Genomic DNA, 23,803 nt, shown 5'->3' with positions numbered 1-23,803 from the left:
CTCGGCCGTCCGGGCATGGTGTTAACGTGCGGGCATGCGCGCTCCCATCGGACCCTTCGACAACGCGGTTCCCGCCCCCGACTGCCTCGCGGATCTCGTTCCTCCCGTCGCCGTTGCCGTCGGAGGCTGGACCGGGGACGTCCCGGCCGAGCAGATCCTGTACGTGGACACCGACCCGGCCATCGCCGACACCGGTGCCTTCGTCGCGCACTACGGGCAGGAGCTGCTGGGTCAGTCGGCGAACTGCGTGGTGGTCGCCGCCAAGCGCGGCGGCGCGACCACCCTCGCGGCCTGCCTCGTGCCCTCCGCCGACCGGGTCGACGTGAACGGCGCCGTCCGGCGTCATCTGGGCGCGCGCAAGGTGTCCTTCGCGGCGATGGAGACGGCCGTGGAGCTGACGGGCATGGAGTACGGCGGCATCACCCCGCTGGGTCTGCCGGACAGCTGGCCGCTCCTGGTGGACCCGGTGGTCGCCGACATGCCGTACGTGCTCGTCGGCAGCGGACGCCGACGCGGCAAGCTCATCGCGCCCGGGAAACTGTTCGCGGAACTCCCCGGTGCCGAGCTCATCGAGGGCCTCGCGCTCTGACGTTCCCCGCTCCCGTGGGGGACCGCACCGCCCGGCACGTGAACGCTCCCACGGCCCGGCACCCTTGGCCGCCGGACCGTGCGCGGCTCAGCCGTGGGTCCGGTCCGGGCGCAGCTCGATGTGGTCCGGGGCCAGGTCGACCGCCAGGCGGTGCTCCATGCCCAGGGCCTCCAGGAACTTCGGTGGGAGCTGGACGCGCCCGGAGCGGTCCAGGACGACGTACTCGCGTTCGCTGATCGATTCCTCGCCGTGCTCGTCGGTGACCAGACGGCGCAGGACCTCGCTGCTGGTACGGCCGTCGCGGATGGCCACGGTGCGGCGGACCTCGCCCGCCACCATGGGGTCGTGCGTCACGATGACCACCGTGACCCCGAGCTCCTTGTTCACCGTACGGAACGTCTCGAAGACCGCAGCGGCCGTCTCGGAGTCCAGTTCGCCCGTGGGTTCGTCGGCCAGCAGGACCCTGGGATCGTTGGCCATCGCCACGGCTATCGCGACGCGCTGCTGCTGGCCGCCGGACAGTTCCGCCGGGCGCCGGTGCGCCAGTTCGCCGATCCCGAGGGCGTCCAGGATCTCCGCGACCCGGGCGGCCCGGCGCGCGCCCGCGCCGCGCCGCCCGCCTCCGCCCTTCAACTGCATGGGCAGGGCGACGTTCTGCGCGGCCGTCAGGAACGGCAGCAGGTTGCGGGCCGTCTGCTGGAAGACGAAGCCGACCGCTTCACGCCGGTAGCGCAGCCGGTCCCGCGCGGACAGTTCCAGCAGGTCGTAGCCGGCGACCGCGGCGCTGCCCGCCGTCGGGACGTCCAGGCCCGCCAGGATGTTCAGGAGGGTGGACTTGCCGCTGCCCGAGGCGCCCACGAGGGCCACCAGATCGCCCTGGGCGACCGTCAGCTCCAGCCCTTGGAGGGCCTGTACCTCGATGCCGTCCGTGCTGAAGATCCGGACCAGACGGTCGCAGGCGATCGCGGCGTCCGCCGCCGGGGTGCGCGGCTCCGCGGCGGCCGTCGCCCGGCGGCGCAGCTCCTCGTACGTCGGCTGGTCGGTGTTCAACGCTGGTCTCCCGCTCTCAACTCGGTGGTGATCTGCCGTCGCCCGGATGTCGCCGCCTCGACGAGCACGGCCGCGGCGACCAGGGCGGCCAGGCCCAGGGCCTGGGTCAGTACGGGACCCGCCGTGAGCCGCACACCGGTCGGCACGCTCGCGCCGACCAGCGTGGACAGGTCCATCGCCGGGCCCAGCAACGCCACCGCGGCGGCCGCCACCAGGGCGCCGCCCAGCGTCGCGGCCAGCGTCTGCGGCAGGCTCTCGGCGAGGATCAGCGCCACGCCCTGGCGGCGGCGCAGACCCATGGTGCGCAGCCGGGCCAGCAGCGCCGCCCGCTCGGGGACCGTCCGCATCAGCGTCAGCAGTACGGCCAGCAGTGCGAAACCGGCCGCTCCCGCCACGGAGGCCCAGAAGAGGCGCTGTGCCGACCGCTGCAGCGGATCGGCGCCCAGCTCGGCGACGGCCTCCGCGCTGGTGCGTACTGGATACACCTCGTCGGCGGGGTGCGCCCCGGCGGAGGGGCCCTGGTCCGCGACGGGAGCCGGAGACTGGTTCGTCGAAGGCGCCGGCGGGAGAGCGGACCGGACCAGCGCGCGCAGCCGGTCGCCGTCGACGGAACCCAGGCCCAGCCACTGGTTCGGGCGGTCGGCGCCGATGAGGGCCGTCGCCGGGCCTGCCGGGAGGACGACGGTCGCGGCGTCACGGGCCGGCCGGGCCGGGGTGCAGTCGATCACGCCGACGACCCGTGCCTTCAGCTCTCCGCCGTTGCCGGGCTGCAACGTGTACGTGCCCGGGCCCGCCAGCCGTGCCAGACCGGCGCTGAACAGCGCGGGGACGGGCGCGTCGGCGGACTGCGCGCCGCCCGCGGCCAGCAGGGCCGGGTCGAAGGATCCGCAGCCGAGGGTGCGGGACAGCTCCGCGTATGCGGCCGGCTCGGCGACGATCACGGAGATCTGGGTGGAGCGCTGGGTCGTGCCGAGGACCGAGGAGTCGTGGTCGATCCACAGCGGCACGGAGGTGCGTACGCCCGGCAGTTCGCCGGCGGCCTTCGCGAGTCCCTCCGGGAGCGACGCCTTCCCGAACGCGGAGATCGCCGCGTCTCCGCCGACCGCCAGCCGGGCCACCCCCAGCCGGTTCGCGTCCACCGAGTGCAGGACCGCGGCCCCGAACCCCCCGGTGGTGATGGCGAGGAGCAGCGCGACCATCGGCAGGACGGAGGGGCCGGTCCGGCCACGGGAGTTGGTCCCGGCGGCCCCCGTGCCGCGGGCGGCCCGCGCCAGCCCGAGGAAGCCGACCAGCCCGGAGCTGCGGCCGGCCGCCCGCGCGAGCCAGCCGGTCACCACCGGCTGGAGCCGGGCCAGCAGCAGCCCGCCGCACAGTGCGAGCAGCAGCGGAGCCGCGATCAGCAGCGGGTCGGGGTCGCTGCCCGCCGGGGCGACCCCGCGGCGGCGGACCTCCAGAACGGCCGCGGCCGTGGCGATGACCACGAGCAGCTCGGCCACGGGCCGGCGCCACCGCCCGGCCGGACGCGGCGGGGTCAGCAGTACGGCAGCCCGTACGGGGAAGGCCAGCAGCGCGAGCAGGGCGACGACCGCGGCCGAGAGCAGCGCGGGTGTGAGCCGAGGCGTGGGCAGCAGCAGTACGGCGAGCGCGGTGGCGGCCGCGGCCGCCGGGAGCACCGTGACGGCGCCTTCCCCGAGGAGCCGGCCGACGATGCCGGCGCGCGAGCCGCCCCGGGCCAGCAGCAGCCGCAGCTCGGCGTCGCGGCGGTCCGCGGCGAGTGCGCCGGCCAGGCACAGGACGACGAAGGCGACCCCGCCGACCCCGGCGGGTCCGATCAGGGCGAGCGGCGCCGCGGCCTGCCTGCGGTCGTGGGCCTGCTTGAACAGTTCGGGCAGCCACGAGGTGGTCCGCAGCCGCAGGCGCGCGGTCTCCCTCGTGAGGGCGGCTGCGGTGGGCCCGGCCACGTACGAGGCGATCTCCTTCGTCGTGGCGTCGAGCCGGTCGGCCCGCAGGCTGCCGACGTCCACCGGAAGCCGCCAGAAGTCCTCGGCGGTATCGCCCCAGGTGTCCATCCGGCCGAGGTCCCCGGCTCCGATCAGGGCGTCGACGTGCCAGGAGAGGTTCTCACCGTTGTAGTGCTCGCAGGCGCGCGGGAGGCAATCGAGGCCCACCCAGAAGTCCTCGGTCGGGTCGGGGACCGCGTAGAGACCGACGACTTCCACGGACGGCGTGCCGCCGACCAGGGGCGTGCTCTTCAGGACGGATCCGAGGCGGGCGCCGAGCGTTTCGGCGGCGCGCTGCGAGAGGGCGACCTGCAGCGGCGGGTCGTACGCGGCGGCGCCCTCGGGGGCGGCCGCGGGCGGGCGTGTGTCGCTCGGCCAGCGCCCCTCCACCAGCTTCACGTGGGCCTGGGCCTCTTGGACGTACAGCAGGGCCATGGCGGGCGGGAAGCCGGACGGGCGGGACAGTTCCGGATTCAGCAGCGGCTGCCGCTTGGTGGTGCGCGTGCCGTGGACCACCGCGTCCGGGTCGACGCGGAAGCTGGCTCCGGTGTGGGACAGCAGGCTCTTCAGCGTCCCGTCCAGGGCTTCGGCGCTCTGCCCGGACACGGGGGCCGGCGCCGTCACCTGCAGGCTGGTGTTGGTCTGCCCGCTGCGTTCCAGGAAGGACCTCAGGGCCTGGTCGGCGCCCCGGTCCTGGGCCCGCGGCAGCGCGGCGGCCAACAGGACGGCGACGAACGCCAGCGCGGCGGCGAGCAGGGTTCCCAGGGGAGCCGCCCGCAACCGGGTCCTGACCCAGGGCGCGGGCCGGGGCCCGGACCGCGGGGCAGCGGCGGACTGCGGGGTGGCTTCCGACGGCGGCGCGGCGGACGGCGGCGGGGTGGTCACATCTCCTCCACGGGACGCAGCCGGGCGGCGATGTCGCGGCCCCGGGGGCCGCTGAGCACGGCCGACAGCAGGGGAACGGCGGCGATGGCGGCGGCCGTCAGCAGGGTCTGCCAGAACGGCAGGTCCACCCGTACGGGCGGGAACGGCCGCCCGGCGGCGGGCGTCAGCACGACCAGCGGCGCCATCAGGTGGACGAGGGCGGCACCCAGCCCGGTCCCGACCGCGGTCCCGATGACGATCAGCACCCCGCCCTCGGCGGCGGACGCCAGGGCCAGCGACCGGCGCGGGGTTCCGAGCGCGAGCAGGACCGAGAACTCCCGGCCGCGCGCGCGCCGTTCGGCGGCGGTGGACGTGGCGAAGCCGATGGCCGCCAGGACCGCGCACGCGGCGGCGAGTGCGGCCAGCGCGCTCTGCGGGCCTGCGCTCAGCGGATCCTCCAACAGGTGTGCGGTGATCTCCTCGCGCAACTGGACGCGCTCGGTCCTGGACCCTTCGCGCAGCTTGTCCGCCGCGCGGGCCGGGACCGGATCGGCGGCCGAGGCGGCGGGCAGCCACCACTCGGTGGGCGGGGCCGGCAGCTGCCCGGCGGACTCCACCAGGAACCGGCCGAGCGTGCGCAGGTCGACGGCGACCCCCGACCGTCCCACCACCGGAAGGGAGTCCACGGCCGCGGTGATCCGCATCGGGACCGCCGCGCCGTCCAGCGTGACGGGGACGGTCACCCCCACGGAGGCGCCTATGGAGCGCAGGTAGTCGGTGGTGGCGACCGCCGGGACCGTGGTCGCGGAAGGTGCGGCGGGCGCCGGGAACAGCACGGCGCTGACGCCCTTCTCCGTGCCGGCCCCGCCCCAGTACCGCACCTGCAGGTGATCCGTGGAACCTGCCGGGAGCGGGGAGAGCGCCGGGGCCCGCATGCTGCGGGGTCCCTGCGGGGGCGAGGAAGTCCAGCCGCCCGTGGCCGCGGGTCCGGACGCGGCGACCGCGGTCGCGCCGCCGTCCGCGGTGTCGGAGACGCCGATCCGGCGCAGGGTCAGTTCGCTGCCGTCGCCCGCGGGGCCTTCGTCCCCGGCGTACGAGAGGCGTATCCCCGCCAGGGTCAGCGGGGCTGCGGCCGAACCGATCGGGGCACCGGTCAGCGTGTCCAGGGGGAACGCGAGGGTCGCGTCGCCGCTGGTGGGCAGCGTGACCGAGGTCGTCCCGTGGGTCGCCCCGAACCGGTCGCGCAGCAGCAGGCTCACCGCCGCCCAACTCGTCCCGGCTGACCGTACCGTCACGCCGAGCTCGATCCGCCGCGGGGAGCCGGGCAGGACCACACCGGGAACCCGCCCGGGCGGGGAACCCGCGGCGCCCGCAGCCGCGGACCCCGTCGGGGTGTCCGGGCCCTCCGCGGCGAGCGGGCCGAAGAGCTCCCGCATCCCGTGGCCGCCACGCAGGTCGGCGCGCAGCGGTACGCCTTCGCCCACCTTGGTCGCGTCCACCGCGATGACGTCGGCGGTGCCCCCGCCGGGCAGCGGCTGCGCCCGGCGGACCACCGGAATCAGGCGGTCCGCGCCCGGCAGTGCCCCGTAGCGTCCGCCCTGCCCCATCGGGGCCATGCTGCTCCCGGAGATCCGCAGGCCGCCCGCGGTCGCGAAGTCGGCCTGGTCGCGCTGGGACTCGGACCAGGCGGTGTGCTGGCCGAGGGCCAGGATCCCGCTGGAGACGGCGAGTACGAGCAGCAGCACGGGCCCGGTGGCCCGGCCGGGCCGTCGGGCGAGCTGCCAGCCGAACAGGGCCGGGCCCAGGCTCCGGCCGCGCGCCGCCAGCCGTCCGCCGGCCCGCGCCGCGAACGGCAGCAGGCGCAGGACCAGCAGGGTTCCCCCGCACAGGGCCAGGGTCGGGGCGGCGACCAGCACCGGGTCGACGCCCAGCCCGCCGGCGGGGGAGTCGGGCACCTGGGCGTCCGTACCCCCGTACTGGGACAGCTGCTGGTAGCCGAGGACGGCGAGGACCAGCACGGCGAGGTCCAGCCCGGAGCGGGCGGCCCCCGTCACCAGGGCCTGCCTGCTGCCGGCGCGGCGCAGTACGGCGGCCGAGGCGCCGCGCAGGACGGACGGCAGCGTGGTCAGCAGGACACAGGCCAGGGCGCAGCCGGCCGCGACCGGCCAGACCAGCCAGGTGTCCGGGATCTCCAGGTGGACCCGCCCGAGTGGTCCGAACTTGCCGAACAGACGCAGCAGGGGCGGAGTGAGCGGCGGTGCCAGGACGGCCGCGGGCAGGGCGAGCAGCAGCGACTCGGCCGCGCCGAGCGCTCCGAGGCGCCGGCGGGAGGCGCCGCGCGCGGTGAGCAGGACGCGCTCCGGTTCCTGGCGGACCGTCAGGATGTGGGAGACGAGGAGCAGCGCGGCCGTCGAGAGGACGGCGAGCTGGAGCGCGCCCACCAGGAGGGTGGACCGGGCGACGAGCAGGCCGGAGTCCAACTCGGCCAGGAGTTTGGGCAGTTCGGTGGCAGTCCGGAGCGAGGTGGTGCGCTCCAGGGTGGCCCCCGCGGGGTTTGCCGCGGTCCGGACGGCCTCGGCCTCGGAGGTGCGGATCGTGCTCATGTCCGGGGTCAGCAGAGTGAGGCGGTAGTTCTGCAGGAGGCCGCCGGTCGTGAACGCGCTGTCGTCCACCAGCAGAGGGCCATAGGTGGCGAGGGTGTTCGACTGGATCTCCCGGCCGCCGACCGGGTCGAGCTGCCAGTACCCGGCGTCCGGATCGGCGGCCCGGTACACGCCGGTGACCAGCACGGTCAGCGCAGCCCCGTCGAACCGGTCGTCCAGCCGGACCGGTGCGGGCAGCGCGGACTCGGCCAGGCCGAGCCGGGCCAGCGCCGCGCGCGGCACGGCCACCTGCATCGGTGCCGCCGGGGTGCCGGCCCCGGCGGCTACGGGCCCGGGCCACGCTCCGGCGAGCAGTTGTACGCGCTCCCGGGCCAGGGCGGCGAGCAGGGTCAGGTCGGCGTCGCGGCCCGAAGAGGCGGTGCCGGGAAGCCCGTACGAGCGGCTGCGGGCCACGCTTTCGGTGGTGACCGGAAGTCGCCCGAACACCTCGCCCGCGTAGGCCCGGACGGACTCGTCGTCCTTGGCGCGGGAGGAGGCCGGATGGCCGCTGGTGACCACGACGGTGGTCCGGGCCTGTTCCGAGCCGGTCAGGGCTTGCCGCAGTCCCTCCTCCTCCACGCCACGGGTGAATGCCGTCAGCGCGGTCAGAGCGGTCGCGGTGATCAGTACGGTGAGCAGTACGGCGACGGCGAGCGGCCATCGCCCGCGCAGCCGGCGCACGACGAAGCCGAGCACGTGTTGAGTTCCCTCCCCCGTCCGGACCTTCGGTACCGGATAGCGGACGATGCTGTCAGATTCGAGCCAGAGAGGGAAGGGGCTTGCGTGAAAGGTGCGTTGGATGCGCAAATGCGATCAGAAAGCTGCAGTGGCAGTGGCAGTGGCAGTGGCAGTGGGTGCGGACCGCGGGGCGGGGCGCTCCACGCGGACGACGCGCACGATGCGGACAACTCGACGGGGGAGTACAGGCGATGAGCAACAACCATCAGGAACCGGCGGCGGCGGTCGCGACGGCGGGAGAGGGCGCCGGCACGCCGATCGTGGTGGTGGACGACCTGCACCACAGCTTCGGCAGCGGACCGCAGGCCGTCCACGCCCTGCGCGGCGTGTCCTTCGAGGTCCGCCGCGGCGAACTCACCGCCCTCAGGGGCCGGTCGGGCTCCGGCAAGACCACCCTGCTGAACCTCGTCGGCGGGCTCGACACCCCGACCAGCGGACGGATCACCCTCGACGGCACCGACCTGGCCACCCTCGACGAGCCGGACCTGCTCGCCCTGCGCCGCGACCGCATCGGCTTCGTGTTCCAGTCGTTCGGCCTGATCCCCGTCCTCACCGCAGCCGAGAACGTCGGCGTACCGATGCGACTGCGTCGTGTGCCCGCCAAGGTGCGCGAGGAACGCGCCCGGACCCTGCTCGCCCTGGTCGGCCTCGCGGACCACGCCGAGCAGCGCCCCGGTGAGCTCTCCGGCGGCCAGCAGCAGCGCGTCGCGGTGGCCCGGGCCCTGGCCAACGACCCCGACCTGATCATCGCGGACGAACCCACGGGTCAGCTCGACTCGGAGACGGGCCGGTCGATCATGGAGCTGTTGCGGGCGGTCGTGCGCAGCGAGTCGGTCACCATCCTCGTCGCCACCCACGACCCCAACCTGATCGAACTCGCCGACCGCGTAGTGGAGTTGCGCGACGGCCGCATCGTCGGGCCCGGCGCGGACGAGGAGCCCGGCCGGTGAGGTGACGCGGCGCAGGCCCGCGCCGGCGCCCCGGTTACGCCGCTCGGCTGCCGGGCGGGACGCCCGTCGGCCCTGGTCAGACCGAGTGGATGTCGACGGTCCGGCCGTCGGGGTCCGTGCGGAGATGGCGGCCGGGCGCGAGCGGTGGGGTCGCGACGGCGCCGGTGAGGGTGAGACCCAGGCGAAGGGCGCCGGTCTCGCGGCCGGGGCGGGCGGGGTAGATCTCGAGGACCGCACCGTCCGCCAGCGTGGCCGCGTAGTGGCGGGGGCCCTGCCCGTGCTGCTCGCTCGCGAAGGGCAGCCCCAGGTCTTCGTAGAAGCGCCGGCACTCTTCGAGCCGGGGCGAGTACAGGACCAGCAGGGTCGCGCGGATGGCTATCGGGTCGCTCATGGGGCTCCAGGGGGCTGTGGGGACGCAGGCTCGGGCAGCACCGGCAAGAGCCGTACGGATGGGGCACGTTGCCGGTCCGGACGGCGCTGCGGTGGGCCGATGTCCGAGCCCCGCCAGAGTAGTTGCCGCTCCCGGCCGGCGGCACCGGAGATTGCGCCCCCTGCGGATCCCGCCCGGCCCGGCGCCGAGGCCGCGGCCGGTTCAACTGCCGTTCACGCCGTGCTCGCCGGGCCTCTCTACCCTCCTCCTGTCCTTCACCCGACCGAGGGGAACCCGGTGTCCTTCGCCCTTTCCGTCCGTGCGGCCGCGCTGCCCGCCGCCGTCCTGGCCACACTGGCCCTGCCGGCCGCCCCGGCTCACGCGGCGGCGACATCCGTCACCGCCACCGTGGAGACCGCCCCGGTCTCGCACAGCGGCGACGCCGCCGACGACCCCGCCATCTGGGTCCACCCGACCGACCCCGCCAAGTCCGTGGTCGTCGGAACGGACAAGAAGGGTGCGCTGGAGGTCTACGACATGACCGGCGCCCGCATCCAGCGGATCACCGGCGACTACGGCAACAACGTCGACCTGCGCGGCAACATCGTGGTCTCGGCGGACGACGAGGCCGCCGGCGGCAACGGTGCCATGCACATCTACCGTATAGACCCCGCGACCCGGCAGCTCAAGCGGCTCGCGGACGTGCCCACCGAGGTCACCGCGCACGGCATCTGCCTCTACACCTCGCCGGTCTCCGGCAAGCTGTACGCCTTCCCCAACTCCACCTCAGGCCGCGTCGAGCAGTGGGAGCTCGCCGTCAACGGTGACGCGGTGACGGCGACTTCCGTCCGCCTGTGGGACGCGGGCTCCGCGGTCGAGGGTTGCTACGCCGACGAGACCACCGGCAAGCTCTACCTCGGCGAAGAGGACGTCGGCGTCTGGGTGTACGGGGCGGAGCCCACCGCCGGCACCAGCCGCACCAGGCTCGACTCCACCGGCTCCGGCGGCCACATCACCGCCGACACCGAGGGCATCACCGCCGCCGGAAACCGGATCTACGTCTCCTCCCAGGGCAGCAACGACTTCACCGTGTACGACCGCACCACCCGCGCCTACCTCGGCCGCTTCTCCGTCTCCAACGGCACGGCGGCCGACGACTGCGAGGACACCGACGGCATCGACGCCACCTCGGCCAACCTCGGCCCCGCCTTCCCCCAGGGCGTGTTCATCTGCCAGGACGGCTCCAACGGCGCCCCCGGCACCAGCGGCAACCAGAACTTCAAGTTCGTCCCGCTGCAGCGCATCACCGCCCTGTTCGGCTGATCGTCCCGGGCGCCGGCGCTCCCGCCGGCGCCCCTCCGGGCAGCGTCCGCGCACCGGCGTCAGCGGCGGAGCACCTTGCGGGACACCACGTTGCCGAGCAGCTGCGCCGACTGCACGAGTGCGATCAGGACGAGCACGGTCACCACCATCACCGAGGTGTCGAAGCGCAGGTAGCCGTAGGTCATCGCCAGGTTGCCGACGCCTCCTCCGCCGACCGTGCCGGCCACCGCCGAGAAGTCGATCAGCGCGACGAGCATGAAGGTCAGGCCGAGCACCAGGGGTCCGAGTGCCTCGGGGACGAGGACCGTGAGCAGGATCCGCAGCGGGCTCGCGCCCATCGAGCGCGCCGCCTCGATCACGCCGGGTTCGACGGAGAGCAGGTTGGACTCCACGATGCGGGCGACCCCGAACGTCGCGACGACCGTCATCGGGAAGATCGCGGCGTTCGTCCCGATCATCGTGCCGACCACCTCGCGCGTGACCGGGGCGAGCGCGACGATCGCGATGATGAAGGGGACGGGCCGGATGACGTTGATGAGCAGACCCAGGACCGTGTGCACGATCCGGTTGGGCAGGACGCCGCCCTTGCGGGTGGCGTACAGGGTGAGCCCCACCGCCAGTCCGCCGACGGTCGACAGTGCCAGGGTGATCAACACCATGTAGACGGTCTCGCCGGTGGCGTCGAGGACCTTGGGCCAGAACGTGCTCCAGTCGGCCTTCACAGGGCACCCGCTTCCGCGAGGTACGGGACGGAGAGCGCGGCCACGACGGCGTCGACCGCGCCGGCTTCGCCGCGCAGTTCCAGGGTCACGCTGCCCAGGGGTCGTCCCCGTACCTCGGCGATGCCTCCGTGGACGAACGTGAACTCGACGCCGTGGACGTGCAGGAGCTCCGACAGCCCGTCCAGGGAGGCGCTGCCGTCGGCGACGGGCAGCGTGATCAGCCGGCCGGGGTGGCGGGCGCGCAGCCGTTCCAGGAGTGCTTCGTCCGGCTCGCTGTGGCGGGCGGAGCGGACGAAGGCGGCGGTGGTCGCGTGGCGGGGCCGCGCGAAGAGCTCGTACACCTCGCCGCTCTCGACCACCTTGCCGTCCTCCATCACCGCGACGCGGTCGCACAGGGTCCGTACGACCTCCATCTCGTGGGTGATGAGGAGGATCGTGACGCCCAGCTCGCGGTTGACGCGGCGCAGCAGGGCCAGTACCTCGCCGGTGGTCTGCGGGTCGAGGGCGGAGGTCGCCTCGTCGCACAGGAGGACCTTCGGGCGGGTGGCGAGCGCGCGGGCGATGCCGACGCGCTGGCGCTGGCCGCCCGAGAGCTGCTCGGGGTAGCGCTTTCCGTGGCCGGCGAGGCCGACGAAGTCCAGCGTCTCCTCGGCGCGGGCCCGGGCCGCCGCGCGGTCCATCCCGGCGAGGCGCAGCGGATAGAGCACGTTGCCCAGGACGGTGCGCGAGCGGAAGAGGTTGAACTGCTGGAAGATCATGCCGATGTCGCGGCGGACGGGGCGCAGGCGGCGCTCGCCGAGGGCGGAGAGGTCCTGGCCGTCGAGCAGGACGCTGCCCGAGGTCGGCTCCTCCAGGCCGTTGACCAGGCGCAGCAGGGTGGATTTGCCCGCACCGCTGTGGCCGACGACCCCGAAGACAGTGCCAGCCTCGACGGAGAGGGTGACCCCGTCGACGGCGCGCGCTCCGCCCGGGAACTCCTTGCGGACGTCGCGCAGTTCCACGGCCGCGGTCATCGCTTCAGCTGCTTCTGGATGCGGGCGACCTCGGCCTGGAGGTCGGCGGCGGGCAGCTCGACGTGGTGCGCGGTGCCGTTGCTGGTGCGGCGAACCTCGTCCTGTACGGCCTGGGAGCCGTACAGCTCGACGATCTTCCGGTAGTCCGCGTTGTCCTTCTGGTTCGCGCGGGAGGCGATGACGTTGAGGTACGGGACGGACTGCGGGGCGGCGGGATCGTCCTTGAACAGCGCGGTGTCGGCGGCTATGCCGGCGAGTTCGGCGACGCCGTCGTTGATGATCGCGGCGTCCGTGTCCTTGAGGGTACGCGGGGTCTGCTGGGCGTTCACCGGCGTGAGCTTGACGTGCTTGGGGTTGGCGGTGATGTCGTCGGGGGTGGCGAAGAGCCCGGCGTCCTTGCGCAGCTCGATGAGCTTCGCCTGTTCGAGCACGCGCAGTCCGCGGCCCTGGTTGGCGGGGTCGTTGGGCAGGGCGATCTCGGCCCGGTCGGGGAGGTCCGCGAGCTGCTTGTGCTTGCTGGAGTAGAGGCCGAGGGGGACCACGGTGGTCGCGGCGATGGGGGCGATGTCGGTCTTGTTCTCGGTGTTCGACTGAGCGAGGAAGACCAGGTGCTGGAAGGCGTTGAGCTCGATGTCGCCCGCGCTGAGGGCCTTGTTGGGCAGCGAGTAGTCGTCGAACACGACCGTCTCCACGGTGAGGCCCTGCTTCTTGGCCTCCTTGGCGAGGACGTCCCATTCCGGGGAGTCGCCGGAGACGCCGACACGGATGCGGTGGCCGTCGCCGTCTCCGGCGCCGCAGCCGGACACGAGGAGCGCGAGGACGGTGGCGGTGGATGCGGCGAACAGGGTACGTCGGCGCGGGAGTGCAGAAATCATTGTGTGATCCATGTGCAGAGGAAGAGTCGAACGAACGATGCATGGATCGTAGATCGAAATAGCCTTGTGACCTTCGAATGTGAGGTTCTATTCATGAATCTGAAATGAATGAAAGGGAGGGTGGGTGAGGTGGGCCGGGGTCACCGGAGCACGCGCGCCTGCCAGGGCCGGATGGACCACCACCGGTCGGCGCGCGGCCGTGTCACCGCCGGCATCGGTGCCGCTCCTGCCATCGTGGGGCCACCGCGCCCCGTCGCCCCTGGAGGTACCCTCCGTGTCCCCACGCCCGTACGGCCACGCCCGCCGGATCCGCCCCTCGCTGCGCCTCGCCGCCGCCACGGCCGTGTGCGGCGCCCTGCTCGGCGCCTCCGTGCAGCCCGCGCAGGCCGGAGCGGACCGCGCCCCGGCGCCCGCGGCCTCCCTCCGGCAGGAGCTGCGGGAGCTCGTGGAGCGCCCCGACGGGCCCCCCGGAGTGATCGCCGTCCTGCGCGACGGTGACCGTACGCAGGTCTACCGGGCGGGCGTGGCCGACGTGGAGAGCGGGCGGCCGCCGAAGGCGACGGACCACATGCGGATCGCCAGTGTCGCCAAGGCCTTCAGCGGGGCGGTGGCCCTCGGGCTCGTCGACCGCGGCCGACTGCATCTGGACGACACGATCGGCGAGGTGCTGCCCGGTCAGCCGGTCGCGTGGCACCGGGTGACGCTGCGTCAACTGCTCAACCACACCAGCGGTTTGCCCGACTACTCGGCGTCCCCCGGGTTCATCGACATCATCTCCGAGGACCCCCGCCACCGCTTCGACTCCCGGCGCCTGCTGGAGTTCGTCGCCGGCGAGGATCTGGAATTCAGGCCGGGCAGCCGCTACCAGTACTCGAACTCCGACAACATCGCCATCGCCCTGATGGCCGAGGCCGTCACCGGGCGCCGGTACGAGGCACTGCTGCGCGAGTTCGTCTACGAGCCGCTGGGCCTGGACGCCACGAGCCTGCCCCAGGGGTACCGGCTGCCCACGCCTTTCCTCCACGGCTACCAGATCGACCCGCAGGCCGGGCCCGTCGACGTCAGCGAGGCCGTGAGCGCCTCGGGAGCCTGGGCGGCCGGGGGCATCGTCTCGACGCCGAAGGACCTGACCGCCTTCATCCGCGGCTACGCGGGCGGCGCGCTCGTCTCGGACCGCACCCGCCGGCAGCAGTTCAGGTTCATCCCCGGCGCCCTGTCCCAGCCCCCCGGCCCCGGCCGCACCGAGGCGGGCCTGGCCATCTACCGCTACACCACGCGCTGCGGAGCGGTCTACGGCCACACCGGCAACACGGCCGGCTACACACAGCTGGTGGCGGCCACGGCGGACGGCCGCCGTTCCCTGACCTTCTCGATCAGCACGCAGACGTCCCTCGACGCCAACCCCGACCTCCTCGCACAGGTCCGGGACGTCCAGGAGGACTTCGTCTGCGCCCTGCTGCGCAGGTGACCCAGGTGACCCAGGTGCCCCGGTGACCCCGGCGGCCGTGGAGACGCGGCGGGGCGCCTGCCGGGTTCACGGCTCGGTGGGGAGCCAGCAGCCGTGCAGGCCGAGCGGGACCCGGACGGGGATGCGGGCGCGGGCGACCGGCCCGGAGGCGGGGTCCTCGGCGGGGATGACCAGGAACCAGCTCGACCCGTCGGTCCGGTCGGTGGCGAAGGTCAGCCAGTGGCCGTGCTCGTCGGAGTCCCGGCCGGGCTCGGGGGCGAAGACCGGCTCGCCGACGGAGAGGTCCCCGGCCGACCAGACACGGGCGGTGCCGGTCTCGGTGTCGTACCAGCGCACGGCGTCGTACTCGCCCGGCAGCAGGTCCGCCCGCCCGGTCCCGGTGGCCAGCGCGGCGATGCGGTGGCGCCGGCCGATACGGCGGTCGTCGACCCGCGGGAACTCCACCCGGCAGTCGTCCAGCGGGGCGCGCCATGCTGCCGGCGGCCGGATCGATGCGCGCCCGTACCAGGCCGCCGCTCACGGGCTCCGCCGCGGCGCCGGGGCTCTCACCGACGGTCAGCCTGCTCCACTGCACGTAGTCGAGGATCACCGGGGCGTCCTCGCCGGGGCCGTCGTCGTAGGCGTTCACGGTGTGCCACAGCCAGAACGCCTCGTCCGTCGCCCAGCGAGGCGCTCCGCCGTCGCGCGGGATCAGTGCCACGCGGGTGCCGCGCTCGGGCCGCCAGGCCAGGAACGAGCCGCCCGCCATGGCCGCGCCCAGGTCGAAGAAGGCCGGGGTGAGGACGAGGACGGCGTAGCGGTCGGTCAGGGCCATGTCGTGGATCATCATCGGCTCGTCCACCCCGTCGACGGTGGTCGGCCCGCGCGTGACGGCGCCGTCCCGGCCGATGACCGACCAGGTCAGGTAGGGCGGCTCCAGTCCGTAGCAGAAGACGACCATCTCGCCGGTGACCGGGTCGATCTTGGGATGGGCGGTGATGCCCGCCGGCAGGGATCCGCCGAACTCCTCGCGGCCGAGGGTCTCCAGGCCCGCACCGATCCGGTACGGGCAGGCCGATTCGGCGAGGGCCAGCGTGCGGCCGGCGTGCCGGACCACATTGATGTCGGGCAGGTCCTTGAAGGTTCCGGCGAGCTCCGGTCCGACCTGGTCGGCGTCCGGCACGATCATCGATTCGAGGCCGCCCCAGAGGGCGTGTCCGACGCGCTCCTCGGCCTGCACCGCGGGGGTGCGTACGAAGCGGTTGCGGTAGCGGGCGCGACCCCCGGAAAGCCAGACCCCGTGCAGCATGCCGTCGCCGTCGATGGGGTACAGGTACGAGCCGATCGGCGTGAAACGGGGATTGGGGCCGTTGCGCACGTACAGGCCGTCCAAGGAGGCCGGCAGCTCGCCCGTCACCTCCAGATCGGCGACGTCGACCTCCTCCGTCACCGGCGCGAACGATCCCAGCAGGTGGGGGACTCGGGTGGGGTCGAAGCCGGGTGGTGTGCGGGTGTTCACGGGACCTCCCGGCGTGCGCCCGGCAGGGCCTGCAGTGGACGGAGTGATCCGCTGCGGGCGCGCGGTTGCGGCACTCTCCAGTGAAACGCGGTACGCGCGAGCGTGCCAGAGCACGGAGCGGCCCGCCGCGGACCCGTGCCGCCGCACGCGGCGCCCCAGGCACTGACCACGGCCCAGGGGATCAGTCGGATAGGAAGATCTCTACGAGTGCGTCGTCGAGGACGAAACCGTTGTCGAGGCGGACGCGGACCGTCACGTGGAGCTGCTCCTCCTGGTGGGCGATCCACCCGGGTTCCAGGGAGCCGACCTGCTCTTCGAGCTGCTTCCTGGTCGCCGAGGGCAGCTGGTGGCCGAAGTCGTCGAGGAGCGACTTGAGCCGCAGGTACTCGCGGACGTCCGGGCCCTGTTCCTGCTGCTGGGGTTCGTTCACCCGCTCGACGGTGCCCCCGGTGCCCGATGCCAGGGACAGCGAGCCGGCGACGGCACCCGTGGTGGCCTCCGGGGAGTCCTCGGCCAAAAGGACCGACCCGGCCAGCCGCAGGTCTGCTGCCAACTTCACCCGCTGGCCTGCTTCGAGCATCATCAATCCTTCGTCTCCGGTCAGTCCGTGGGGCCGCGACCGGGCACGCTCACGGTGGCCGCCCGGTTCGGTGCCATTATCCGGGTGCGCTCGCCGCCGGAAGCACGGGCTTCCAGGGCGTGGCGGGCACGACCGTCTTGCGCGCCTTCCCCGACGGGTGGTCCTCAACCTTCGGGTGTCATGTGGCAGATCCGAAGTGCGGGAATCCGCGTGGCCTCGCAGGATGGCGGTGAACCCTCCCCGCAAGAAGGAGAAGCGTGATGCCCCGAGGTCCCGGGACGAACCAGCAGCAGCCGAAACATGCCCACGGCCACTGATCGACGCCGCCTGGAGGGCGCTCGCGCCCGGGCGGACGAGGAAGGCGGGAAGCGATGACCAGCGACGCCGGCGCATCACGGCAGTCATCGGCGGAAGTGGTGGTCACGGCCACTCACTGCTCGGAAGAAGCCGCCAGAGTCCTCCTGGACGTTCTCGAGCGGGCCTTTCCGGAGGCGTCGGCGGAAGGCGTGGCGCTCGAACCGGGCCCGCACGGCAAGACCACCGTGTGGTGCACGACCGTGCTCGCCGCGGACCAGCCCGCGACGACGGGGCCCACGGGTCTGGACGGAACCGTCGACGTCGGTCTGCAGGGCGGCCCCCGCGCGGTCGACCGGGTCGTCGCCGCCCTCACGGACGCCTTCGGGGTCGAGGACCGGGGAACCGTGGCGGGAGATCAGGAGAAGGAGGTCGACCTGCTGATCCGCGCCGGGTGACCATCGTCGAGGTGTTGCAGACTCGCCACCGACGCCGACCCGCCACATCGCGGCGTACGCGCCGTCAGCACTCTCCCCGCCAGGGCAGTCCGGCCAGGCCGGTGTCGCGCAGGATGCGCCCGACCGTGTCGTCGAGGGAGCTCGCGGCGCCGATGACCGTCTCCACACCGCCGGGCAGCAGGTCGAGCGGCCGGTACCAGGAGGCGAGGTCCGCCTCGGAGACCGCGTCCGCGATCGGCTTCGTCGCATGCCGGGTGAGCGTCACCTCGAACGGCACGTCCAGGTAGTAGCCGTGGGTCGGGCCGCAGTGGTCGGCGCGCAGCCGCGCGAGCATGCCCCCGTAGTGGTCGGCGTAGAGGATGCCCTCCACGACGACGTGGTAGCCGGCGTCGAGGGCGTAGCGCGCGACGGTGTCGATCAGGCCGATGTTCGCGCCGTCCGGCCGGTCACGTTCACGCAGGACGACGCGGCGCATGGTGTCCTGGCCGACCAGGGCCAGGCCCCGGCCGAACCGCTCGCGGATGCCGGCCGCGACCGACGACTTGCCCGAGGCGCTGTTCCCGCGCAGCACGACGAGCCGGGTGTCCGGGGTGCCCACCGTCATCTGCGCAACGCTACCCGCCCGCGCCGCCGCCCACCGGCCGGTCGTCACCATCCGCGCCCGCCCGGTCACCGTTCCTCCTCGCCGGGTTACGCCGCCGCGAAGGCGGCGTAACCTGGTCGGACCGCCACAGAACGCGCGTACGAGGAACATGGTGCGCCGCTCCGTGCACCCCGCCGCGCACGATCCAGGGAGGCGGCATGTGACCGATCCGTTCGGCTTCCTCCGGATTCCCCGCGAGGCCGTCCCGCCCCGTCCCGTAGAGGAGAGGCTGGGCGACTGGCGCGAGGTGTACGCGGGCCAGGCGATGCTGCCGCTCGTCTCCCGGCAGGCCGACCGCTGCATGGACTGCGGTATTCCGTTCTGCCACACCGGCTGTCCCCTGGGGAACCTCATACCCGAGTGGAACGCGTACGCCGCCCACGGCGACTGGCGCGCGGCGTACGAGCGGCTGCACGCGACCAACAACTTCCCGGAGTTCACGGGCAGGCTCTGCCCGGCCCCCTGTGAGGACGCCTGCGTCCTCACGATCAACGCGGACCCGGTGACCATCAAGAACGTCGAGCAGACCATCGCGGACGAGGGGCTGCGGCGCGGATACCTGACCCCGAGGCCGCCGGAGAAGCGCAGCGGCAGGACTGTGGCCGTCATCGGCTCCGGTCCGGCCGGACTGGCCGCGGCACAGCAGCTGACGAGGGCCGGCCACTCCGTCACGGTCCACGAGCGCGCCGACCGGATCGGCGGACTGCTGCGCTACGGCATCCCCGAGTTCAAGATGGAGAAGGCCCACCTGGAGCGCCGGATCGAGCAGATGCGGGCCGAGGGAACGGAGTTCGTCACGGGCGCGGACGTCGGCGGCGCGGACGGCACCGCAGCGGGCGCCGGCGGGGCGGCCGGCACCAGCGCGGCCGAACTGCGCAGCCGGTGCGACGCGGTCGTCGTCGCGATCGGGGCCGGCGAGCGCCGGGAACTACCGGTCCCCGGCCGCGAGCTGCACGGCATCCACCAGGCCATGGACTACCTGACCTGCGCCAACCGGGTGCGGGAGGGGGACTACCCCGTGTCGCCCGTCACCGCCGAGGGCCGGCACGTGGTCATCGTGGGCGGCGGCGACACCGGCTCCGACTGCCTCGGGACGGCCCTGCGGCAGGGCGCGATCTCCGTGGTCCAGCTCGACATCAACCCCGAGCCCGGCCCCGGCCGGACCGACGGCGAGCCCTGGCCGGTGTACCCGAAGACGTACCGGATCTCCCACGCCCACGAGGAGGCCCGCGGGCACGAGGGCCGCGACCCCCGGCTGTTCTCCAGCGCCACCCTGCGATTCGAGGGGGACGCCTCGGGCCGGGTGCGGGCGCTGCACCTGACCGCCGTCGAGCCGGTGGGCCGCAGCCCCCTGGCCGGCACCGAGCACGTCATACCGACCGGCCTGGTGCTGCTGGCCCTCGGCTTCTCGGGGCCCGAGCGGGCCGGCGGCCTGCGCGAACAACTGGGGCTGGAGCTCGACGGGCGCGGAAATTACGCGCGGGACGCCGGCTTCGCGGCGAGCGGCGGGCGGGCGCCCGGGGTGTTCGTCGCGGGCGACGCGGGCCGCGGGCAGTCGCTGGTGGTGTGGGCCATCGCCGAGGGCCGGGCGGCGGCCGCCGCCGTGGACCGCTACCTGACCGGCTCCACGTGCCTCCCGGCTCCGGTCGCCGCGCACGACCGGCCGATGACGGCCTTGGGGCGCATGCGGTACGGGGACTTCTAGGCAGGCGTGCGCGGGGCCGCCACCGGACGGGTGGCGGCCCCGCGCTGCAGCGGGCCGTCCTGCCGGCGTCACCCGTTGGGGGCGGTCAAATCGCCGGAGTGCGGCATGCCCGGGAAGGCCGGGAAGCCGGGGACACCAGGGAAGCCGGGGATGTCAGGGACGTCAGGGGTGTCGGGGGCGTCAGGGAGCTCGGGGAGGTCCGGGATGCCGGGGAGGTCCGGGAAGGGCTCGGAATCCGGCTGCTCGCAGGGCGCGCGGACACAGACCCGGGTGTGGCTGCCCGTGGGCTGCTGGATGCGGTCGCCCCCGTCGGGTCCCGTTTTCGGGCCGGTGGCGTCACCGGTCCCTGTGGCGTCACCGGTCCCTGTGGCGTCGCCGGTCCCTGTGGCGTCGCCCCCGGTTCCGAGCAGGGGTTTCTCGAGGGTGCCGATGAGGAGGCCACTGTTGTCGGCGCCGCCGTCGTCCGCGGGGGCGGCTGTGCGGTCATAGGCCACGGCCGCGTGCGCGATGGCCGGTGTGGCGGCGAACGCACCGGTCGGGGTCAGTACGCCTCCGACGATCGCGGCGGTCGAGGCGGCCAGCACGAGGAAGCGCGGGGTGCGGAAGAGGTGGGTCATGGGAGCTCCTGGGGTCGAGGTCGTGCGGAGGAACCTCCAGTAGGCCTCGCCCACCCCACACGGTCACGTCCCTGCATCCCGTGGCTTGACGTACGTCGGCCACAGCGCTAGCCCCATGCGCCCCTCCGGTCGGCCCGTGCGGCCGACCGGAGCACCACCGGTGTGCCGTCGGCTCAGCGGGTGGCGAGGAGGGTGAGGGTGTCGATCACGCGGTTCGAGAAGCCCCACTCGTTGTCGTACCAGGCGACCACCTTGACGTGGCGGCCGTCGACGCGGGTCAGCTCCGAGTCGAAGATCGACGAGGCGGGGTTGCCCGTGATGTCGGAGGACACCAGCGGGTCGTCCGAGTACTCGAGGACGCCGGCCAGCGGTCCCTCCGCGGCGGCGCGGTACGCAGCCAGGATCTCGTCGCGCGTCACCTCGCGGGCCACGGTCGTGTTGAGCTCGACGATCGACCCCACCGGGACCGGTACGCGGATCGAGTCGCCCGACAGCTTGCCGTCCAGGTTCGGCAGCACCTGCCCGATCGCCTTGGCGGCACCCGTCGTGGTCGGCACGATGTTGACCGCGGCGGCGCGGGCGCGACGGGCGTCGCGGTGCGGGCCGTCCTGCAGGTTCTGCTCCTGCGTGTAGGCGTGCACCGTCGTCATGAAGCCGTGCTCGATGCCGGCGAGGTCGTCGAGGACCGCGGCCAGCGGCGCGAGCGCGTTGGTCGTGCACGAGGCGTTCGAGACGATGGTGTGCAGGGCCGGGTCGTAGGCGTCGGAGTTGACCCCGAACGCGAGCGTGACATCGGCGCCGTCGGACGGCGCGCTCACGAGCACCTTGCGCGCGCCCGCCTTGATGTGGTCGCGGGCGGCCTCTGCGGAGGTGAAGCGGCCGGTGGCCTCCAGCACGATGTCGACACCGAGGTCGGCCCACGGCAGCTGCGCCGGCTCCCGCTCGGCGAGCACCTTGATGCGGTGGCCGTCGACGACGAGGACGTCCCCGTCGACGGTCACCGGGCGGCCGAGCCGGCCCGAGGTGGTGTCGTACGCGAGCAGTCGCGCGAGGGTGGCGGGCTCCGTGAGGTCGTTGACGGCCACGACCTCCAGGTCGCTGTCGCGTTCGAGGAGCGCGCGCAGCACGTTGCGCCCGATGCGGCCGAATCCGTTGATGGCAATGCGAGTCATGAGCGATGTCCCTTTCGTTCGCCATCAGGTTCGCGCCCGGCGCCCGCCCGCGACAGCGGCGTGATCGCCATGGTTCAAAAGGATCCCGCCACGGCGGCATGGCGGGGCGGCACGGCGAGGCGGCGGGCCGCCGGCCGGCTATTCGCCCTGGGTGAAGGTGCGCCGGTACTCGGTCGGGGTGGTGCCGAGGATGCGCTGGAAGTGCGAGCGCAGGTTCGCGCCGGTGCCGAGACCCACGTCGGCGGCGATCTGCTCGATGCCGCGCTGCGAGCGTTCGAGCAGCTCGCGGGCCACGTCGATGCGGGCACGCATGATCCACTGCATCGGCGTGTACCCGGTGTCCTCGGCGAAGCGCCGGGAGAACGTGCGGGGCGAGACCCCGGCGTGCCGGGCGAGTGCCTCCAGGGTGAGCGGCTCGCCGAGCCGGTGCAGCGCCCACTCGCGCGTGGCGGCGAACCGCTCGCCGAGCGGCTCGGGCACGCTGCGCGGCACGTACTGCGCCTGGCCACCGCTGCGGTAGGGGGCCGCGACGAGGCGCCGGGCCGCGTGGTTGGAGGCGGACACGCCGATGTCACCCCGCAGGATGTGCAGGCACAGGTCGATTCCGGAGGCGGCGCCGGCCGATGTGAGGACGCTGCCCTCGTCGACGAACAGGACGTTCTCGTCGAGCCGGACGAGCGGATGCCGCTCCGCGAGGGCCCGCGCGTAGTGCCAGTGCGTCGTGGCGCGCTTGCCGTCGAGCAGGCCCGTGGCGGCGAGCGCGAACGCGCCCGTCGAGATGGCGGCGAGCCGCGCGCCCCGTTCGTGGGCGGCGATCAGCGCGTCGATGACCGCCTGCGGCGGGTCCTCCCGGTCGGGGAAGCGGTAGCCGGGGACGAACACGATGTCGGCCCACGCGAGGGCCTCCAGCCCGTGGGTCACGTGGTACGACAGGCCGTCGCCGCCGGCCACGAGACCGGGCGCCGCGCCGCACACCCGCACCTCGTACGGCATGCTCGCCCGGGTCGTGAAGACCTGTGCGGGGATGCCGACGTCGAGCGGTTTCGCGCCTTCGAGGACGAGGACGGCGACACGGTGGAGGCGGGAGGCTGGCACGGGGTCGAGGGTACGCGGGGCCGGATCGCGGCGAGCGGCGCCCAGGGCGGCGGCCCGTCGGTGGTCAGGGGCCTTGACGGCTCTCCGTTCAGCCGGCGGAGCCTTCGTGGACGAGTGGGGCGAGGCCGTCGAGGAGGCGCTGGAGGCCGAATTCGAAGAGGGCGTCGAGGTCGAAGTCGTAGCCGGCCGTGGCCAGGCGCGAGAGTGCGGGGAACCGGCCGGTGCGCAGAACCGCCAGCAGCGCGGGCTCCTGGGTGTCCATCCACTCCTCGCTGTCGAGGCCGCTGTCCGCCTCGGCCTCCCGTTCCGTCTCCAGGTTGACGGCGATGCCACGGGCGTAGTTGAAGAGCATGAGGTGCGCGGTGAAGGCGGACTGCAGGTCGAGCCCGTGGGCGTGCAGGGTGGCGAGGATCCACTCGCTGTACGGCAGTGCCGAGACGATCATCTGGGGGCGGGTCACCGACAGGGCCGGTGCGAGCCACGCATGGCGGCGGAACAGGTCCCAGAGCTGCCGGGCCGCCAGTTCGACCGCTTCCCGCCAGCCCTCCGGAGGGTCGGCGGGCAGCGGGTGCTCCGCCATGACGCCGTCCATCATCCGCGTCAGCAGGTCGTCCTTGTCGGCCACGTGCCGGTACAGGGACATGGTCGCCACGTCGAGCTCGGCGGCCACCCGGCGCATCGAGACCGCGGCCAGCCCCTCCGTGTCGGCGACGGTGACGGCCGCACCCACGATCCGTCCGAGCGTGAGCGCCGCCTGGACCGAGGGCGCGCCGGAGGGCCCGCCGGGGTGTGCGGCGGCAGCGGGCCGGGCGGCTCGCACCGGGCGGCTCGGGGCGGCCACGACCGTCCCGACGCCCGGGACGGCGCGGACCAGGCCCTCGCGGCGCAGTTCGGAGAGCACCTTGGTCGCGGTCGCCATGGCGACGCCCCACTGGCGGGTGATCTCGCGGGTCGACGGGACGCGATCCCCCGGCGCCAGTTCGCCCGCATCGATCCGCCGCCGCAGTTCGGCCGCGATCTGGCTGTAGCGCGGTACCGCTTGTCCGTCCACCGATACTCCTCCGCACTAGTGCACCCGGATGGGCGCCATCCTAGCCTCCGGCGCGGGCGATCCCCGCGGACCGGCACCTTCCCCGC

At 73.7% G+C, this 23,803-nt stretch carries 19 protein-coding genes and 1 pseudogene; 6 read left to right on the top strand and 14 right to left on the bottom strand.

Translation table 11 applies throughout. The annotated features are described in order from the left end of the window. Positions 1-34 precede the first annotated feature (34 nt). Positions 35-589, top strand: coding sequence for a YbaK/EbsC family protein (locus OG472_RS03910; protein WP_405940874.1), 555 nt, complete (start codon positions 35-37; stop codon positions 587-589). An 87-nt stretch (positions 590-676) separates the two neighbouring features. On the opposite strand, the gene OG472_RS03905 is transcribed toward OG472_RS03910, so the two are convergent. The 3 genes from OG472_RS03905 to OG472_RS03895 are packed head-to-tail and all read right to left on the bottom strand — an operon-like array spanning position 677 to position 7,841. After that, positions 677-1,639: an ABC transporter ATP-binding protein gene (locus OG472_RS03905; protein ID WP_401602708.1), complete on the bottom strand. Its 963-nt coding sequence runs from the start codon at positions 1,637-1,639 to the stop codon at positions 677-679. Next, positions 1,636-4,524: a hypothetical protein gene (locus OG472_RS03900; protein ID WP_405940873.1), complete on the bottom strand. Its 2,889-nt coding sequence runs from the start codon at positions 4,522-4,524 to the stop codon at positions 1,636-1,638. The genes OG472_RS03905 and OG472_RS03900 overlap by 4 nt, the downstream gene beginning before the upstream one ends. Then, on the bottom strand, positions 4,521-7,841 hold the full coding sequence (locus OG472_RS03895) for an FtsX-like permease family protein (RefSeq protein ID WP_405940872.1): 3,321 nt from the start codon (positions 7,839-7,841) through the stop codon (positions 4,521-4,523). Before OG472_RS03895 ends, OG472_RS03900 begins: the two co-directional genes overlap by 4 nt. A gap of 233 nt (positions 7,842-8,074) precedes the next feature. Between OG472_RS03895 and OG472_RS03890 the strand changes: the two genes are divergently transcribed. Then, positions 8,075-8,833 (top strand): ABC transporter ATP-binding protein, encoded by a 759-nt coding sequence (locus tag OG472_RS03890; RefSeq protein WP_401602702.1) that lies wholly within the window; start codon positions 8,075-8,077, stop codon positions 8,831-8,833. 76 nt (positions 8,834-8,909) lie between these two features. On the opposite strand, the gene OG472_RS03885 is transcribed toward OG472_RS03890, so the two are convergent. Beyond that, positions 8,910-9,224: a glyoxalase/bleomycin resistance/dioxygenase family protein gene (locus OG472_RS03885; RefSeq protein ID WP_405827751.1), complete on the bottom strand. Its 315-nt coding sequence runs from the start codon at positions 9,222-9,224 to the stop codon at positions 8,910-8,912. A gap of 276 nt (positions 9,225-9,500) precedes the next feature. On the opposite strand from OG472_RS03885, the gene OG472_RS03880 reads away from it, so the two are divergent. Further along, positions 9,501-10,526: a phytase gene (locus OG472_RS03880; protein ID WP_405940871.1), complete on the top strand. Its 1,026-nt coding sequence runs from the start codon at positions 9,501-9,503 to the stop codon at positions 10,524-10,526. Between the two features lie 59 nt (positions 10,527-10,585). Here OG472_RS03880 and OG472_RS03875 read toward each other — a convergent pair whose 3' ends face one another. From OG472_RS03875 to OG472_RS03865, 3 genes are read right to left on the bottom strand one after another with little or no spacing between them, the layout of a single operon-like run. Next, positions 10,586-11,248 (bottom strand): methionine ABC transporter permease, encoded by a 663-nt coding sequence (locus OG472_RS03875; protein ID WP_383565901.1) that lies wholly within the window; start codon positions 11,246-11,248, stop codon positions 10,586-10,588. Further along, positions 11,245-12,261, bottom strand: coding sequence for a methionine ABC transporter ATP-binding protein (locus OG472_RS03870; RefSeq protein WP_405940870.1), 1,017 nt, complete (start codon positions 12,259-12,261; stop codon positions 11,245-11,247). Before OG472_RS03870 ends, OG472_RS03875 begins: the two co-directional genes overlap by 4 nt. Continuing rightward, the gene (locus tag OG472_RS03865) at positions 12,258-13,136 is read right to left on the bottom strand and encodes a MetQ/NlpA family ABC transporter substrate-binding protein (protein WP_401602696.1); all 879 of its coding nucleotides are present in this window, start codon (positions 13,134-13,136) and stop codon (positions 12,258-12,260) included. Before OG472_RS03865 ends, OG472_RS03870 begins: the two co-directional genes overlap by 4 nt. A 274-nt stretch (positions 13,137-13,410) precedes the next feature. Between OG472_RS03865 and OG472_RS03860 the strand changes: the two genes are divergently transcribed. Beyond that, positions 13,411-14,604 (top strand): serine hydrolase domain-containing protein, encoded by a 1,194-nt coding sequence (locus OG472_RS03860; protein WP_401602694.1) that lies wholly within the window; start codon positions 13,411-13,413, stop codon positions 14,602-14,604. 66 nt (positions 14,605-14,670) lie between these two features. On the opposite strand, the pseudogene OG472_RS03855 reads toward OG472_RS03860, so the two are convergent. Then, positions 14,671-16,102, bottom strand: a pseudogene (locus tag OG472_RS03855) (carotenoid oxygenase family protein). Positions 16,103-16,283: 181 nt separating this feature from the next. After that, positions 16,284-16,685 (bottom strand): hypothetical protein, encoded by a 402-nt coding sequence (locus OG472_RS03850; RefSeq protein ID WP_405827742.1) that lies wholly within the window; start codon positions 16,683-16,685, stop codon positions 16,284-16,286. Between the two features lie 368 nt (positions 16,686-17,053). Here OG472_RS03850 and OG472_RS03845 point away from each other — a divergent pair, with 368 nt between their 5' ends. Further along, a complete protein-coding gene (locus tag OG472_RS03845; protein ID WP_405827741.1) occupies positions 17,054-17,434 on the top strand; it encodes a hypothetical protein in 381 nt (126 codons plus the stop codon). Between the two features lie 64 nt (positions 17,435-17,498). On the opposite strand, the gene OG472_RS03840 is transcribed toward OG472_RS03845, so the two are convergent. Beyond that, positions 17,499-18,038 (bottom strand): AAA family ATPase, encoded by a 540-nt coding sequence (locus OG472_RS03840; protein WP_405827739.1) that lies wholly within the window; start codon positions 18,036-18,038, stop codon positions 17,499-17,501. A 199-nt stretch (positions 18,039-18,237) separates the two neighbouring features. Between OG472_RS03840 and OG472_RS03835 the strand changes: the two genes are divergently transcribed. Beyond that, positions 18,238-19,782, top strand: coding sequence for a glutamate synthase subunit beta (locus tag OG472_RS03835; RefSeq protein WP_405827737.1), 1,545 nt, complete (start codon positions 18,238-18,240; stop codon positions 19,780-19,782). Between the two features lie 68 nt (positions 19,783-19,850). Here the strand turns inward: OG472_RS03835 and OG472_RS03830 are convergent, their stop codons facing one another. The 4 genes from OG472_RS03830 to OG472_RS03815 all read right to left on the bottom strand — a co-directional run bounded on the left by OG472_RS03830 (position 19,851) and on the right by OG472_RS03815 (position 23,717). After that, complete coding sequence (locus OG472_RS03830; RefSeq protein ID WP_405827735.1) at positions 19,851-20,399, bottom strand: hypothetical protein; 549 nt, start codon at positions 20,397-20,399, stop codon at positions 19,851-19,853. A gap of 173 nt (positions 20,400-20,572) precedes the next feature. Continuing rightward, positions 20,573-21,571, bottom strand: a complete 999-nt coding sequence (gene gap / locus OG472_RS03825) for a type I glyceraldehyde-3-phosphate dehydrogenase (protein ID WP_401602683.1) — start codon at positions 21,569-21,571, stop codon at positions 20,573-20,575. A gap of 138 nt (positions 21,572-21,709) precedes the next feature. Further along, positions 21,710-22,666: a GlxA family transcriptional regulator gene (locus tag OG472_RS03820; protein ID WP_401602682.1), complete on the bottom strand. Its 957-nt coding sequence runs from the start codon at positions 22,664-22,666 to the stop codon at positions 21,710-21,712. Positions 22,667-22,754: 88 nt separating this feature from the next. Next, positions 22,755-23,717, bottom strand: coding sequence for a TetR/AcrR family transcriptional regulator C-terminal domain-containing protein (locus OG472_RS03815; protein WP_405827733.1), 963 nt, complete (start codon positions 23,715-23,717; stop codon positions 22,755-22,757). Positions 23,718-23,803: the final 86 nt, after the last annotated feature.

Origin of the sequence: Streptomyces sp. NBC_00207, from assembly GCF_045160965.1 — a bacterium.
GTDB lineage: Bacteria > Actinomycetota > Actinomycetes > Streptomycetales > Streptomycetaceae > Streptomyces.
This window is presented reverse-complemented; position numbering and strand designations above follow the sequence as displayed.

What these genes read in the sequence shown, in the direction of transcription:
- OG472_RS03865 (WP_401602696.1), bottom strand. Translation starts at nt 13,136, where the DNA reads ATGATTTCTGCACTCCCGCGCCGACGTACCCTGTTCGCCGCATCCACC.
- OG472_RS03840 (WP_405827739.1), bottom strand. Translation starts at nt 18,038, where the DNA reads ATGACGGTGGGCACCCCGGACACCCGGCTCGTCGTGCTGCGCGGGAAC.
- OG472_RS03850 (WP_405827742.1), bottom strand. Translation starts at nt 16,685, where the DNA reads ATGATGCTCGAAGCAGGCCAGCGGGTGAAGTTGGCAGCAGACCTGCGG.
- OG472_RS03830 (WP_405827735.1), bottom strand. Translation starts at nt 20,399, where the DNA reads ATGACCCACCTCTTCCGCACCCCGCGCTTCCTCGTGCTGGCCGCCTCG.
- gap (WP_401602683.1), bottom strand. Translation starts at nt 21,571, where the DNA reads ATGACTCGCATTGCCATCAACGGATTCGGCCGCATCGGGCGCAACGTG.
- OG472_RS03845 (WP_405827741.1), top strand. Translation starts at nt 17,054, where the DNA reads ATGACCAGCGACGCCGGCGCATCACGGCAGTCATCGGCGGAAGTGGTG.
- OG472_RS03890 (WP_401602702.1), top strand. Translation starts at nt 8,075, where the DNA reads ATGAGCAACAACCATCAGGAACCGGCGGCGGCGGTCGCGACGGCGGGA.
- OG472_RS03910 (WP_405940874.1), top strand. Translation starts at nt 35, where the DNA reads ATGCGCGCTCCCATCGGACCCTTCGACAACGCGGTTCCCGCCCCCGAC.
- OG472_RS03885 (WP_405827751.1), bottom strand. Translation starts at nt 9,224, where the DNA reads ATGAGCGACCCGATAGCCATCCGCGCGACCCTGCTGGTCCTGTACTCG.
- OG472_RS03870 (WP_405940870.1), bottom strand. Translation starts at nt 12,261, where the DNA reads ATGACCGCGGCCGTGGAACTGCGCGACGTCCGCAAGGAGTTCCCGGGC.